At 65.9% G+C, this 13,803-nt stretch carries 14 protein-coding genes; 5 read left to right on the top strand and 9 right to left on the bottom strand.

The window, feature by feature from the left end; translation table 11 throughout:
* Window positions 1–36 precede the first annotated feature (36 nt).
* Window positions 37–768 (bottom strand): hypothetical protein, encoded by a 732-nt coding sequence (locus tag N2K95_RS02585; RefSeq protein ID WP_260652778.1) that lies wholly within the window; start codon window positions 766–768, stop codon window positions 37–39.
* A 166-nt stretch (window positions 769–934) separates the two neighbouring features.
* On the opposite strand from N2K95_RS02585, the gene N2K95_RS02590 reads away from it, so the two are divergent.
* Window positions 935–1,309 (top strand): DUF4259 domain-containing protein, encoded by a 375-nt coding sequence (locus N2K95_RS02590; protein WP_260652779.1) that lies wholly within the window; start codon window positions 935–937, stop codon window positions 1,307–1,309.
* On the opposite strand, the gene N2K95_RS02595 is transcribed toward N2K95_RS02590, so the two are convergent.
* From N2K95_RS02595 to N2K95_RS02630, 8 genes are all read right to left on the bottom strand, one after another.
* Window positions 1,306–1,785 (bottom strand): hypothetical protein, encoded by a 480-nt coding sequence (locus N2K95_RS02595; protein WP_260652780.1) that lies wholly within the window; start codon window positions 1,783–1,785, stop codon window positions 1,306–1,308. The genes N2K95_RS02590 and N2K95_RS02595 overlap by 4 nt on opposite strands.
* Before the next feature lie 199 nt (window positions 1,786–1,984).
* The gene (locus N2K95_RS02600) at window positions 1,985–2,899 is read right to left on the bottom strand and encodes a ribokinase (protein ID WP_260652781.1); all 915 of its coding nucleotides are present in this window, start codon (window positions 2,897–2,899) and stop codon (window positions 1,985–1,987) included.
* A 30-nt stretch (window positions 2,900–2,929) separates the two neighbouring features.
* Window positions 2,930–4,360, bottom strand: coding sequence for a uridine transporter UriT (gene uriT / locus N2K95_RS02605; RefSeq protein ID WP_255792887.1), 1,431 nt, complete (start codon window positions 4,358–4,360; stop codon window positions 2,930–2,932).
* Window positions 4,357–5,805, bottom strand: coding sequence for a uridine transporter UriT (uriT, locus tag N2K95_RS02610; RefSeq protein ID WP_260653702.1), 1,449 nt, complete (start codon window positions 5,803–5,805; stop codon window positions 4,357–4,359). Before uriT (N2K95_RS02610) ends, uriT (N2K95_RS02605) begins: the two co-directional genes overlap by 4 nt.
* A gap of 5 nt (window positions 5,806–5,810) precedes the next feature.
* Window positions 5,811–6,758 carry a uridine-preferring nucleoside hydrolase UriH gene (gene uriH / locus N2K95_RS02615; RefSeq protein WP_255792889.1) on the bottom strand — a complete coding sequence of 316 codons (948 nt, stop codon included), beginning with the start codon at window positions 6,756–6,758 and terminating at the stop codon, window positions 5,811–5,813.
* Window positions 6,759–7,196: 438 nt separating this feature from the next.
* On the bottom strand, window positions 7,197–7,424 hold the full coding sequence (locus N2K95_RS02620) for a hypothetical protein (RefSeq protein ID WP_255792890.1): 228 nt from the start codon (window positions 7,422–7,424) through the stop codon (window positions 7,197–7,199).
* Window positions 7,425–7,732: 308 nt separating this feature from the next.
* Window positions 7,733–8,662 carry an NADP-dependent oxidoreductase gene (locus N2K95_RS02625; RefSeq protein ID WP_260652782.1) on the bottom strand — a complete coding sequence of 310 codons (930 nt, stop codon included), beginning with the start codon at window positions 8,660–8,662 and terminating at the stop codon, window positions 7,733–7,735.
* A 12-nt stretch (window positions 8,663–8,674) separates the two neighbouring features.
* Complete coding sequence (locus N2K95_RS02630) at window positions 8,675–9,850, bottom strand: SDR family oxidoreductase (RefSeq protein ID WP_260652783.1); 1,176 nt, start codon at window positions 9,848–9,850, stop codon at window positions 8,675–8,677.
* 147 nt (window positions 9,851–9,997) lie between these two features.
* Between N2K95_RS02630 and cds1 the strand changes: the two genes are divergently transcribed.
* The 4 genes from cds1 (at window position 9,998) to N2K95_RS02650 (ending at window position 13,795) form a co-directional block, all read left to right on the top strand.
* The gene (gene cds1 / locus N2K95_RS02635; protein ID WP_260652784.1) at window positions 9,998–11,080 is read left to right on the top strand and encodes an L-cysteine desulfhydrase Cds1; all 1,083 of its coding nucleotides are present in this window, start codon (window positions 9,998–10,000) and stop codon (window positions 11,078–11,080) included.
* Between the two features lie 237 nt (window positions 11,081–11,317).
* Complete coding sequence (locus N2K95_RS02640; protein WP_260652785.1) at window positions 11,318–12,157, top strand: ABC transporter permease; 840 nt, start codon at window positions 11,318–11,320, stop codon at window positions 12,155–12,157.
* Window positions 12,154–12,927 (top strand): ABC transporter permease, encoded by a 774-nt coding sequence (locus N2K95_RS02645; protein WP_260652786.1) that lies wholly within the window; start codon window positions 12,154–12,156, stop codon window positions 12,925–12,927. The genes N2K95_RS02640 and N2K95_RS02645 overlap by 4 nt, the downstream gene beginning before the upstream one ends.
* Window positions 12,917–13,795 (top strand): ABC transporter ATP-binding protein, encoded by an 879-nt coding sequence (locus N2K95_RS02650; protein WP_260652787.1) that lies wholly within the window; start codon window positions 12,917–12,919, stop codon window positions 13,793–13,795. The genes N2K95_RS02645 and N2K95_RS02650 overlap by 11 nt, the downstream gene beginning before the upstream one ends.
* The last annotated feature ends 8 nt before the right edge of the window (window positions 13,796–13,803 follow it).

Consider the following 13,803-nt stretch of genomic DNA (forward strand, 5'->3'; position numbering starts at 1 on the left):
ACCGCCCCGGGACGAGGGTTGGCGCTCGCGGCCGGTTCAGGGAATAGGTAGATGGACAAAAACCTGACCATTGGCGCCGTCATACTCGACGTCGAATCCGTTGGCGCGAAAAGCCCGGTAAAGCACCTGCCCCGTAACCGCCCCATGAAGGTGGTCCCACGCGGCAATTCCCACGGCGGTGTTGACTCTGCCGTCCCGGAGGCGGAGTACGTCATGCTCCCAGGCCAATGTTCCGTCAAACCCCGCCACGGTGTAGGCGGACATGATTCCGAGATCTGCTGGGTAGGAATGCGGGCGTTCTGATCTGGAAATGCCTTCACGCACTTCGATTCCGGCCCTGGACACTTCCTCCAAGGCCCACTCCCAGCGGGTCCGGGCAGGAGGCGTAACCAGTCGGCGAGAGTACTGGTAAATCTTGACCGTCACGGGGACGTCATCTATTCCGGCGTCGGTGGCGACCTCAAAACCCTGGGAACGAAGGGCCTCCACGATGTCCATTCGTCCTCGAAAATCCGTGGCGTAAAAATTGATGTGTTCCAGAATTCGACGTTCGAATGTTCCACCGCCGTCGAACTCCAACCGTCCATTCCGCCAATAGGCGTCCAAAGGGCTGAAAGTACCTGTTGTTGCGGGGTGCGTTGCATTGCCGATGATTACCGGCGCGAAGCTTTGCAGCCCGGGAAGGATGCGCACGTTGCGGCGCTCGAGATTCTCCAGAGCACGGTGCCACCGATCCTGAGTTGTATTAGCCAGCCTGTGGTCAAGCATTCCGCTCCTGCTCGGTGTGGGGGCCGGGGCGTCCCGACGGGTTCCGGCGTGTATTTAAGACGCCTAAACACGTCTTCCATGGCCCATCATGAAGCATGCACAACACTTTTCCAGAGAGAACACCGGCTTCCGCCCCGTAAGTTTATTTATCTGCAATACTCGGGGCATGGGTGCATGGGGGACAGGCATTTTTGCCAACGACACAGCCGCGGATGTCCGTGATGAATACTTCGAATACCTCGAGGACGAGGTACCGGATGAGGAAGCGACACGTCGCCTTATCGACTCATTCGCTTACCTTCTGCGGGAGGACAACGCGGCCGAGTTATGGGTGCCGCTTGCGGCGGCGCAGTTCCAGGTGGGCCGGCTCGACGGCCAGGTAAAGGCCGCCGCGCTCGCCGCCATTGATGAGGGCACCGGCCTTGACCTATGGGAAGAAGCGGGCCCGGACGAGCTGGCCGAACGGGTGGCAGCTCTCCAGGAGCTGCGCGGCCAGCTCACCGGGCCGCAGCCGGCACGGAAAACCTTCCCTAAGTCTTAACTAGTCGTGTTTCGCCGGTGCTGGTCCATCGCCTTGAAATAGGCCCGTGAGGGTGCCCAGTACAAAAGCACCGTCGCTGCGACCAGGGTCAGGATGGCGCCCCAGCTCAGAAGGTTCGTCCCGGTAAGGAAAGTCAGCACCGAGACCGCGGTGTAGGCGGTAAGCAGGATTCGGGCCCAGTGATGGCCCTTGCGGATAAATCCGGCTGCCACAGACGTGACAGCGAAGCAGATGCCCAGCGTCACCAACCAGACGGCACCCTCGCCGGTGACACCGTCGCCGGCATTTAGAAGGATGATTCTCGTGAGAATACCCAGTGCGGTCAGGCTCAAAGAGCCCAGCAGGAGGCCAAAGGACGAATCGACCTGCTTCGGCCGTATCGGCGTTCCTCCCGCTGCTGCCGGGACCTGGCCCGCTCCGGAACGGCCGTTGTAAGGATTGATATAGCTGGTGCCGGGCGGCACGTGCTCGGACATGTTTCCCCCATGAGAGCCTGCTGACGATTCGGCGGTTTGCCGTGATGCCCGACAGCATAGTCCGATGCTGGAAAAACACCGCCGGACCGGCCACCGGCTTAGACCACCGGCGCTGGCTTTGGCGGCGGCAGGTGGGGGAGGGACAGCACGAAAAGCGGCGCCTCCCCAAGGGGAGACGCCGCCGTTGGTCCGCCGGGATTCAGCGGACCATTTCGGCCAGCGCCGAGTAGGAGGACTGCGCACCCTCGCGGGTGGCCGCCAGCGCACCGGCACGGGCAGCGAACTCGGCAGCCTGGGCCAGCGAGTCACCGGCGGCAAGCCGCGCGGCCGTGGCAGCGGTGAACGCGTCGCCGCAGCCGGTGGTGTCCACCGCGGTCACCCGGGTGGGCGCAATGACGGCAACCCGGTCAGCACCGGCCGCGGTGCCGTCCAGTACGACGGCGCCCTCACCGCCCAGCGTGACGATCGTGCGGCGTACGCCCAGACGGGCCAGGGCAGCAAATACCCTTTCCCAGTCCGACGCCGGATCCGCCAGCCCCGTGACCAGCGCCGCCTCGTGGGCGTTGAGCAGCAGGACATCGGTCAGGGCCAGCAGCTCGGCGGGAACCTCACGGTACGGGGAGAGGTTCAGCAGCACCTGGGCACCGGCGTCGTGCCCGGCCTGCGCAGCGGCGGTGACCGCTTCGAGCGGCACCTCCAGGCTCAGGCAGAGCACCGCGGCGTCCTCGAACAGGTCCGCGGGCAGTTCTGCGCCGGTGACCGTGCCGTTGGCGCCGGGGGAGACGATGATGGTGTTCTCCCCGGCAGCGTCCACCACGATCATGGCCGTGCCCGTCGCGGTGCCGGTGCGGCGCAGGACGCGGGAAGCATCCACGCCGGCACCGGCGGCCGCCTTCAGCAGCAGGTCCCCGTGCCCGTCGGCGCCAACGGCACCGAAGAGCCGCACATCGGCGCCAAGCAGGGCGGCGGCAGCGGCCTGGTTGGCACTCTTGCCGCCCGGGACAATGACCAGTTCCGATCCGTTCAGGGTTTCCCCCGGGGAGGGGAAACGGTCGGTGCGGACGGTCAGATCGGCATTAAGCGAACCGACAACTACAACTTTTCCGGCGGACATGCAGGGATTCTCCTTGGGTGGCGGACAGGGTTAGCGGTGGTCGGTCTCGGCCGCGGCGTCAACCTCGGCGTCGGCGGGCCTCGGGATGAGGAAGGACGAGGCCAGGGCCAGCGCCAGGATGATCAGACCCGCAATGATACCGGCGTAGTATCCTGTGGACCCGGCGCCGTCGGCCGGGGTGGCCGCCGTCTTCACCGCGTAGATCACGGCGAAGCTCAAACCCGCACCCAGATTGAATGCCCCTGCGTTGAGGCCGGGCAGGAAGCCGGGGTTCTCCTTCGGGGAGAGCACAATGCCCAGGCCGTTGAGCATGATGTTGCTGATGCCGGCGTAGGTGATGCCGATCAGCACGGATACGCCCAGCAGGCCCAGCCGGGAGTCGCTGCCGACCATGAGGAGCATCAGCGCCAGGGTGATGACGGAGCCGATCAAGCCGATCCGCAGCACCTTGCCGTAGCCCCAGGTGGCGGCCAGCCGGCCGGCAATGGGCCCCAGGAGCAGCCCGGCGAGGGCGTAGGGGGTGAGGGTCCACCAGGCGGATTCCTCGGCGCCCATGCCGAAACCGACAACGCCGTCCTGTGCCAGGGCCGGGATGATGCCGTTGATGACGGCGAAAACACCGGTCATGGTCAGCAGCGTGGTCAGCAGCAGGGCCCAGGTGGAGCGCTGCTTCAGCAGGTAGGTAGCTACCAGCGGCTGGTCGGTGCGGTTCTCCACCTTCCAGAACGCGACGAACGCGATGACGCCGATGACGATCAGGGCAGCCACCAGTGTCCAGTTGGCGTCCGCCAGTTTGCCAGCCTCGTTGAACGCGGTCAGCAGGGTGCCCACGGAGATGACCAGGGGAACAACGCCCACCCAGTCCATCTTTTCCTTCTTCTCGGCCCGGGATTCGGGGGCGAGGAAGAAGAGCAGGGCAGTGGCGACGGCGCCGACAATGGCCATGGCCCAGAAGACCGAGGCGAAGCCGTGGTTTTCCGCAAGGTAGCCGCCGGCGACGGCGTCGACTCCGGCGATGCCGCCGTTGACGGCCGTGATGACACCCATCAGGGTGCCGTACAGCTTGGGGTCGCGGATTTCCACGCGCAGCATGATCAGTGTCAGCGGCACCACGGGTCCGGAGACACCCTGGATCAGGCGGGCGATAAAGAGGACTTCAATGCTCGGTGCCAGTGCAGCCACCACGGAGCCGATGGTCAGGACCACCAGCATGCCGGTCAGGACCTTCTTGCGGCCGATGATGTCGCCGAGCCGGGGCAGGAACAGAGAGAACAGTGCGGCGGCGGTGAAGAACGCCGTCTGCGTCAGGCCCACCGCTGCCGAGGTGGTGTTCAGTTCCTCCTCGATGCTGACCAGTGCCGGGGAGAGCATGGATGCGTTGAGCTGGAACGCCACGCAGGCCGCCAGCAGGGCGGCCATGAGGGCGCCGACGTTTACCCGTCGGCGGGCGGTTTCAGTCACCGGTTTACCTCGACTTTGGCTCGGGCGGCATCCGGTACGGCGGCCTCCGGATCACCGCTGATGTCTGCAGGCTTGGGGATGAGGAAGGACGTGGCCAGGGCCAGGGCCAGAATGACTGCGCCGGCAATAATGCCGCCGTAGTAGCCTTCGGTGCCGGACCCGTCCGTCACAGTGGTTGCCGTCTTCGCGGCGTAGATCACGGCGAAGCTCAGACCGGCGCCCAGATTGAACGCACCGGCGTTGAGGCCGGGAAGGAAGCCGGGGTTCTCCTTCGGGGAAAGCATGACGCCCAGGCCGCTGAGCATCACGTTGCCGACGCCGGCATAGGTGATGCCGACCAGGATGGAAATGGCCAGCAGTCCCAGCCGGGAGTCGCTGCCGACAACCGGGAGCATCAGGGCCAGGGCGATGACGGAGCCGATGGTGCCGATCCGCAGCACCTTGGCGTAGCCCCAGCTGCCTGCCAGCCGGCCCGCGAACGGGCCGATGATGAGGCCGGCGAGGGCATAGGGGGTGATGGTCCACCAGGCGGACTCTTCCGCGCCCATGCCGAAGCCCACGGCGCCGTCCTGGGCCAGGGCCGGGATGATGCCGTTCATTACGGCAAAGACGCCGGTCATGGTCAGGACGGTGGTCAGCAGCAGCGCCCAGGTGGAACGCTGCTTCAGCAGATAGGTGGCGATCAGCGGCTGCTCGGTCCGGTTTTCGACCTTCCAGAAAACCGTGAACGCGATGACGGAAATGACGATCAGTCCGATGACCAACGGCCAGTTCGCGTCCCCCAGCTTGCCGGCCTCGTTGAACGCGGTGAGCAGGGTGCCGACCGAGATGACCAGGGGGACCACGCCCACCCAGTCCATTTTTTCCTTCTTCTCGGCCCGGGACTCAGGCACGACGGCGAAGACGAGGGCGGCGGCAAGGACGCCGACGACGGCCATGGACCAGAAGATGGACGCAAAACCGTGGTTCTGCGCCAGGTAGCCGCCGGCAATGGCGTCAACGCCGGCAATGCCGCCGTTGACAGCGGCAATGACACCCATCAGGGTGCCGTACAGCTTGGGGTCGCGGATTTCCACACGCAGCATGATCATGGACAGCGCAACTGTGGGTCCGGAAACGCCCTGGATCAGCCGGGCAAGGAACAGTACCTCGATGCTCGGTGCCAGGGCGGCGATCACGGAGCCGATGGTCAGGACCACCAGCATGCCGGTGAGGACCTTCTTGCGGCCGATGATGTCGCCGAGGCGGGGCAGGAACAGGGAGAACAGGGCAGCAGCGGTAAAGAATGCCGTCTGCGTGAGGGCTACGGCAGCTGAGGTGGTGTTCAGCTCCTGTTCGATAGTGAACAGGGCGGGGGAGAGCATGGAGGCGTTCAGCTGGAACGCCACGCAGGCGGCCAGCAGAGCGGCCATCAATGCACCGACGTTTACCCGTCGGCGGGTCATTTCACTCACAGGTCAACCTCGCCAATGCGCTGAAGTGCGTCGACAACCAGGTCCCAGAACTTCTGGTGATCCAGGTCGACGGCTACGGATGTGTTGCAGTCGTCGGGAGCCGGTGCGCGGAAGTCCGCCACCGTCATCCCCAGGGTCAGGGTGCCGGTCAGCTCCACGTCCAGCGGCACGCGCCGGGTGGTCATGACGGAGGGGTCAATGACGTAGGCAACGGCGCACGGATCGTGCACCGGCGGGAAGTCAAAGCCCTGGGCGTCCTTATACGCCTCTCCAAAGAAGTCGAGCAGCTCGCCGACGAACCTGGCCGGCTTGGTGCCGACGGCGGCGATGCGCTTGGCCACTTCGTCGGTGGCCAGCGCCTGATGCGTGAGGTCGAGACCGACCATGGTCAGCGGCCACTTCTCGTTGAACACGATGTGTGCGGCTTCGGGGTCGATCTTGATGTTGAACTCGGCCACGGCGGACCAGTTGCCCACGTGGTAGCCGCCGCCCATGAGGACAACTTCCTTGACCCGTTCGGCGATGCGCGGTTCCTTGCGCACGGCCATGGCGATGTTGGTCAGGCCGGCGGTGGGGACGATGGTGACGGTGTTCGGCTCGTGTGCCATCACAGTGTCGATGATGAGGTCTACCGCGTGGCGGGAATCCAGCTCAAGCGTCGGCTCGGGCAGTTCGGGGCCGTCCATGCCGGAGTCGCCGTGGATGTCCGGGGCGTTCTCGATGGTGCGGACGAGGGGTCGGTCACAGCCGGCGGCGAAGGGAATGCCTGTGATATTTGCGACACGGGCAATTGCCAGTGCGTTGCGTGTCACCTTCTCCAGGGTCTGGTTTCCGACGACGGTTGTCACCGCCAGGAGGTCGATCTCCGGGCTGCCGTGTGCCAGCAGCAGGGCGACCGCATCATCATGCCCGGGATCGCAATCCAGGATGATTTTGTGGGGCATTACGTCTCCGCTTCGTTGAGGTTCTAGCTCCGGGACCGCAGTTCCGGCATTGCGGCACCCGGTTCCGGTACTCCTGCAGCGGTCCGCGGCGGTGCAGACATGGGGGAGTGCCTGCCTGGCACCAGAATTAACGATATCGACGTATTGCAGACCACTCCGCCGGAGCTCCTGTCAGGCACCGGATGGAACTTCGCCCCGATTTGCCATCTGCCGGCCCGGAAATTATGCTGTCTGCCGCTCTTTTGCGGGCGGGCGCGGATGCGGGCCGCTGCCTCCCTTCCAGCATGACGGAACAGCCCCGGACCCCACCAGACGGCACCTTGATTCGGACTGCCGGTGCGGTCTTTTCGGTGAACGTTTCCCTGCTCCCGGGCGGGGAGTAAAGGCGGCAGCCCCGCCCGGGAGGGAGCGGGGCTGCCGACGATGCCTTTCAGGTTTTTACCAGCGGACCTTCCGCTCCCGCGGGCCTTGCTTCGTGTTCGGGTGGGTGGGTTTGTGGTCCTTGCCCAGGCTTTGCCAGCCGGGCAGGGCACTCTCGGGAGCGGAGCCGGGCAGGTGGGTGCCCGCCTGGCTCAGCCGTGCTTCGGCCGCCGGAGCGAGATGGATCTCCACGGGCGGAAGGACGGGTTGCGCGGATTCGGGCTTTTTCTTTTTCGGTGCACGCATGGTGTCTCCAAGGGGTTACGGCCGTTGAAGCGAAGATCAGGGGCGCCGTCCGGGCACAATGGCGTGCAGGTTCCACCAGCGGGATCTGCGGGCAGACGGACGGGCTCGGAGGCCGGGCCTCAACAAGCTCTGAACTGGTTGTCTGCGGTCGGTAACGGCAGCGCTACTCGAATATGAGGAGTCCCATGCCGATGACCATAACAGCGGGTCCGTCCGCCGGGTAGCCCCTTTCGAAAACCTGCTGCAACAACGACGACGGCGGCACCTGGGGCAGGTGCCGCCGTCGTCGGTCGTCGTTGTCGGGCTGGTTAGAAAGTCAGCACAATCCGGCCGCGCAGGCCGCCGGCCTCCAGTCGGCGGTGTGCTTCGGCCGCCCGCTCGGCAGGCAGGACATCGGCGATCCGCGGGCTGAGCAGGTCCGCTTCGGCCAGGGCCCGCAGCCGGTCCAGCTTCGCACCGGAGGAGTATTCCTCGCCGACCCGGATCGGATGCACCGTAATGCCGCGGCCGGGATCGCCGTCCCACCCGCGCACGGTGGCGAAGCCGCCGCCGTCGCGAACGGCACCCGCCGCCAGCTCGTTCATCACGGCTGCGTCCGCCACGGCGTCCACCCCGTCGGGGAAAAGCTCCCGGATCCGCTCGGCCACGTCGTCGCCGCGTTCCACCACATGGTCTGCGCCCAGTGCCGCCACAAGATCGGCGTCCTGTTCGGCGGCATCGGCGACGACGGTCAGCCCGGCCTCCTTGGCCAACTGGATCAGGTAGTTGCCGAGCGTTCCGGCGGCACCGGTAATGGCCAGCACGGAGCCTTCGGCAAGGTCCAGCTTCTCCAGGGTCTGCACTGCGGTGAGGCCGTTCATCGGCAGGGTGGCGGAGGCCTCCAATCCGATGCCGGCCGGGATGCGGGCAATGGAGTCCGACGGCGCCACCAGGTACTCGGCGTAGGCGCCCCGGCGTGCGGCCCGGGGCAGGGCCAGCGCCATGACTTCGTCACCGATCCGCCAGCCGGCGTCGTCGCCCACCTCGTCCACTACTCCGGCAGCGTCCATGCCCGGAATATAGGGCGGTTCCTGTCCTCCCATGTCCTGGGCACCGGACCGCAGCACGGTGTCGGTGGGGCTGACGGCTGCAGCCCGTACCCGGATGCGCACCTCGCCGGGGCCGGCGTGGGGTTCGGGTACGTCGAGGACCTCCAGGGCCTCGGGGCCGCCGAAGGCACGGATGCCAACAATCTTCACTTGGAACTCCTCTTACTGATGCAGCGGGGCCGTGGGCCCCGGAATGATGCGCTGTTGTGCCAGCCGGTCAAAGAGCTCCAGGAACCGGTCTTCCGAGTCCAGGCAGTCGGTAAAGCCGGCCTGCCGTGCCTTGATGGTGGAGGAGACGTTGTCGAACTCCGAGCGGAAAATGAAGTCGGCGAATTCCCAGCGGACCAGGTCCTCATAGGGAATCTGTTCGAGGCCGTACCGTTCGGTCATCTGCTCCCAGAGGGCACGGTACTGCGGCATCGCGTCCGTGAGGGGCACCGGCTGCGGTTCCGCGTACTCCATGCCGAAGTACTTGGCGAAGGCCGGCCAGAGCTGCCGCCAGCGGAACTGGTCCCCGTTGGTGATGTTGAAGATTTCCCCTGCGGCGGCGGGCTCCGAACCCGCCCATACGGCTGCGCGGGCCAGCAGCTCGGCGTCGGTGACCTGGTACAGGGCATCGTAGGCAGCCACGGTGCCGGGGAAGCGCAGCGGCTGGCCCAGTTCCTTGCTGATGCTGGCGTAGACCGCAATGGCCATGAGCAGGTTCATCGGGTTGCCGGTGGCGTAGCCGATCACGCCCTCGGGACGCAGCACGCTCAGGGTGAAGCCGCGCTCTGCGGCCACCTCGCGCAGCAGGTCCTCCTGGTCGTAGTAGAAGTTCGGCTGGATCAGCCGCGGATCCCGTTCCTTGGCCGGGGCGTTGAAGTAGCCCAGATGTGCGCCGTAGGCCTTTCCGCCCTGATAGAGCGTGACGTGGCGCAGCGGTGCACCGGCGGCGTGCAGGCCGTCCAAGGTGTTGCGCAGGAGAGCGGTGTTGACCTCGGACAGTTCGGCCGACGTCGGGCGCTCAATGTAGGCACCGAAGACCAGATGGGTGGTGTCCGACGCCGCGGGCAGGCCTTCGCGGGCCTTTCCGGCATCCAGCAGGTCCACCGACAGGTGTTCCCAGCCGGCGCCGGGCACGGGACGGCGGCTGGCGCCGCGGACCTTCCAGCCGCGGCGGGCATACTCGTCCGCGGCGTGCCGGCCGATGACACCGCCGGCACCGGCCACAAGCACGGTGCCGGTGTCCTGCGCCTGGGCCTGTGCTGCGGTGCGGGCCTGGTCCTGTTCGATGATGCCGGGCGTCGGGTCGGCGCCGGCATGTGATTCAGCGGCTGATTCCGGGATGTTGTCCATGGTTCTCCTGGTGATTCCGTAATACCTGGTCAACGGCCAGTACCACGACGATATCGATCATCAGGGTGCTTATGAAAATCCGGAAGGGTGGCTGCAGTACCAACACGACGGCAATGCTCCGCCCGCTGCCGAACGTAGGCTTGAAAGGTGAACATTCTTACGCTTCCGGACCGCACCTGGGCCGAGACCGCCATCCGCCGCATCGAAGCCGAGGGGGCACGTTCGGCGGACACGCACCTGTTCCAGGTTCCGGTCCCCGCCAGCTGGTCGGTACAGATCTACCTCAAGGACGAGTCCACCCACCGCACCGGCAGTCTCAAGCACCGCCTGGCCCGTTCCCTGTTCCTCTTCGGCCTGGTGAACGGCTGGATCACGGAGGGCACCACGATCGTGGAGGCGTCCAGCGGTTCGACCGCTGTCTCCGAAGCCTATTTCGCCCAGCTGCTGGGGCTGCCGTTCGTGGCAGTGATGCCGCAGACCACCAGCGCGGAGAAGATCCGGCTGATTGAGCACTACGGCGGGCGCTGCCACTTTGTCCAGGATCCGTCAGAGGTCTATGCCGCTGCGGAGGCCGTCGCGGCGAGCACCGGCGGCCACTACATGGACCAGTTCACCTACGCCGAACGCGCCACCGACTGGCGGGGCAACAACAACATTGCCGAGTCGATCTTTTCGCAGATGGCGAGGGAAGACCATCCGCTGCCGGACTGGATTGTCGTGGGCGCCGGCACCGGCGGCACCAGCGCCACGATCGGCCGCTACATCCGGTACCACCGGTACCCCACGCGACTGGCGGTGGTGGATCCGGAGAATTCCGCGTTCTTCCCCGCCTGGCAGAAGCCGGGGGAGCCCGCCGTGGGGCGGCCCTCCCGGATCGAAGGCATCGGCAGGCCTCGACGGGAACCCAGCTTCGTTCCGGCTGTCATTGACCACATGATCCAGGTCCCCGATGCTGCGTCGGTGGCAGCCTCACGGCATCTGCGCCGGCTGACCGGCCTGCATGCAGGACCCTCCACCGGGACCAACCTCTGGGGCGTGTGGCAGCTGGCGGCGGCCATGGAAGCGGAAGGCCGTGCCGGGAGCATCGTGTCGCTGGTGTGCGATTCGGGGGACCGGTACACCGCCTCCTACGGCGACGACGCGTGGCTGGCATCGCGCGGCCTGGATCCAGCGCCGGCCACGGCCGTGCTGGAGGAACTGTTCCGGACCGGACGGTGGCCGGCGGGCTGATCCTTCCCGCAGGACCGGCCCGGGGCAGCACCCGCAGGCAGAGGGTGCAGGAACCCCATTGATCGTTACCCAAAATTGTTGACAATCATGTTTACCAAAAATACCGTGTGTGTGACTTAGCTAAGTTTCATCACGGAACCGGGGAATGACAATGAAGCCACTTCTTAGGGTGCTGGCCGCCTCCGCTGCTGACGGTTTGATCGGTGAAGAGCCGAAACCGGATGAGCTGCTGCCGTAATGAGTACTGAAGTGCTGAAACCCGGCCGGGCTGCGCAGCCACGTGCAGCCCGCACGGGCGCGCGCCGCCCGGTGCCGAAGTGGGTGCTGGGCCTGGCCGGGGTCATCGGCTTCCTGTTGATCTGGGAACTGGTTCCGGCAGTGGGCCTGGTCGAGCCCCGCTTCCTGCCCCCCGCCTCGGAGGTGATCATGGCCCTCATCCGGGACTTCGGACTGACTGCCTTCTGGGTGGCGGTGGGCCACACCCTCATGGCTTGGGGCATCGGCCTCGCGGCCGCCGTCGTCGCCGCCGGCATCCTGGGTCTGGTGATTGGCATGAGCCCGTTCCTTCGCCGCTTTACCAACTCCACCATCGAGTTCCTGCGCCCGGTTCCCTCCGTGGCGCTGATCCCGGTGGCGGTGCTGCTGTTCGGCACCAAAATCGAATCGTCCTTGATGCTGATCATTTATGCGTGCTTCTGGCAGGTGCTGATCCAGGTGCTCTACGGGGTGGCCGACGTCGACAACGTGGCTACGCAGACCGCTCAGTCCTACGGGTTCTCCAAACTGCAGCGCATCCGGCACGTGGTCTTTCCCACCGTGCTGCCGTACCTGATGACGGGCATCCGCCTGGCGGCCTCCGTGGCGCTGATCCTGGCCATCACCGCTGAACTGATTATCGGCTCGCCCGGGCTGGGGGACGAGATTGCCATGGCCCAGTCCGGCGGTGCCGTCTCCGGCATGTATGCACTGGTGCTGGCCACCGGACTGCTGGGGGTGGCGATCAATATCGTGATGCGCCAGGCCGAGCAGCGCCTGTTGTCCTGGCATCCGTCCGTCCGCGGAGAGGTAGTGCTGTGAAGACACTCAAGAGTGTTGGCTACGTAGTTGCGCTGCCCCTGCTGCTGGTGCTCCTGTGGTGGGCATCCACCCGCGGTGAACCGAACTTCTTCGTGCCCACCCCGTCCGCCCTGATGGAGGTCTTCGGTCCCACCTGGTTCGAGGGACGGATCACCGCCGACGTCCTGCCGTCGGTGGGCCGGCTGCTCGCCGGGCTGGCCATCGCGATTAGCCTCGGCATCGTCGTCGGACTGCTGGTGGGCCTGAACCGGACGCTGCGGGCGCTGACCGAACCCGTCTTCGAGTTCTTCCGTGCCCTGCCGCCCCCGGTGCTGGTGCCGGTGCTGCTCCTGCTGGTGGGGATTAATGACGGCATGAAGGTTGCCGTGATTGTGGTCGGCTGCATCTGGCCGGTGCTGCTGAACACCATCGAAGGAGTGCGCTCCATCGATCCGGTGCAGAACGAAACAACCCGGTCCTACGGCATCTCCGGGCTGAATCGGATCCGTTACCAGGTGCTGCCGTCTGCCGCACCGGTGATCATGGCCGGCATCCGCCAGTCGCTGTCCATCGGCCTGATCCTCATGGTCATTTCGGAGATGTTCGGTTCCTCCTCGGGGCTGGGCTTCACTATCGTGCAGTTCCAGCGGTCCTTCGCCATTCCGGAAATGTGGTCCGGCATCCTGGTGCTCGGCCTGATCGGCCTGGCCCTGTCCATGATCTTCCAATGGTGCGAACGGCGCGTGCTGCGCTGGTACCACGGCCTTAAAGAGGTAGAAAATGCAGCCTGACGCCATCTCCGCCAAAACAACTCCCGCACCGCAGGGCCCTGTACCCTCCGGGCGTACCCTGCCCGAGGGGGAAGCGCTTCTCTCGGTCCGCGGGCTGAAAAAGGTCTACTCCACCGACGGCGGTCCCATCGAAGCGGTCCGCAACCTCACCTTCGATCTGGGCCACGGCGAACTGGCCTGCCTGGTCGGTCCCTCCGGCTCCGGCAAGACCACCCTGCTCAAGTGCATTGCGGGGCTGCTCGGAGCCACCGAGGGGGAGGTGCTGCTCGACGGGAAAAAGGTGACCGCACCACCCAAGAAGATGGCGGTGGTGTTCCAGGAATACGGCCGCTCCCTGTTCCCCTGGCTGCGGGTCGAGGACAACGTGGAGCTGCCCCTGAAGAATGCCGGCGTGCCCAAGGCGGAACGCCGGCAGCGGGTTGCCGACGCCCTGGAAGCGGTGGGACTGGCGGACGTGCCCAAGTCCTACCCCTGGCAGCTGTCCGGAGGCATGCAGCAGCGGGTCGCCATTGCCCGCGCGGTGGCGTACCAGCCGGAGGTGCTGCTGATGGATGAGCCGTTTGCCGCCGTGGACGCCCAGACCCGCGCGGACCTGGAGGACCTCACCCGCCGGCTATGGAAGGACCTGGGGATGACCATCCTGTTCGTCACGCACGACATCGACGAATCCGTCTACCTCGGCGAACGCGTCATCATCCTGTCGTCCTCGCCCACCGTTGTGCAGGAGGACATCCGCATCGATCTCCCGGCGGACCGCGACCAGCTGGAGACCCGGGGAATGCCGCGCTTCACCGAGCTGCGCCACCATGTCTACGAGCAGATCCAGCTGGCGAAGAAGGGCCACCGGCCGGACGCGGCGCTCGCCTAGTTCCTGCC

This window comes from Arthrobacter zhaoxinii (assembly GCF_025244925.1).
GTDB classification, from domain to species: Bacteria; Actinomycetota; Actinomycetes; order Actinomycetales; family Micrococcaceae; genus Arthrobacter_B; species Arthrobacter_B zhaoxinii.

Coding starts and splice junctions, on each gene's coding strand:
- N2K95_RS02595 (WP_260652780.1), bottom strand. CDS start 1,785: ATGTCCGAGCACGTGCCGCCCGGCACCAGCTATATCAATCCTTACAAC.
- N2K95_RS02600 (WP_260652781.1), bottom strand. CDS start 2,899: ATGTCCGCCGGAAAAGTTGTAGTTGTCGGTTCGCTTAATGCCGATCTG.
- N2K95_RS02640 (WP_260652785.1), top strand. CDS start 11,318: ATGAGTACTGAAGTGCTGAAACCCGGCCGGGCTGCGCAGCCACGTGCA.
- N2K95_RS02620 (WP_255792890.1), bottom strand. CDS start 7,424: ATGCGTGCACCGAAAAAGAAAAAGCCCGAATCCGCGCAACCCGTCCTT.
- N2K95_RS02590 (WP_260652779.1), top strand. CDS start 935: ATGGGTGCATGGGGGACAGGCATTTTTGCCAACGACACAGCCGCGGAT.
- N2K95_RS02650 (WP_260652787.1), top strand. CDS start 12,917: ATGCAGCCTGACGCCATCTCCGCCAAAACAACTCCCGCACCGCAGGGC.
- uriT (WP_260653702.1), bottom strand. CDS start 5,805: ATGACCCGCCGACGGGTAAACGTCGGTGCATTGATGGCCGCTCTGCTG.
- uriH (WP_255792889.1), bottom strand. CDS start 6,758: ATGCCCCACAAAATCATCCTGGATTGCGATCCCGGGCATGATGATGCG.
- N2K95_RS02630 (WP_260652783.1), bottom strand. CDS start 9,850: ATGGACAACATCCCGGAATCAGCCGCTGAATCACATGCCGGCGCCGAC.
- N2K95_RS02585 (WP_260652778.1), bottom strand. CDS start 768: ATGCTTGACCACAGGCTGGCTAATACAACTCAGGATCGGTGGCACCGT.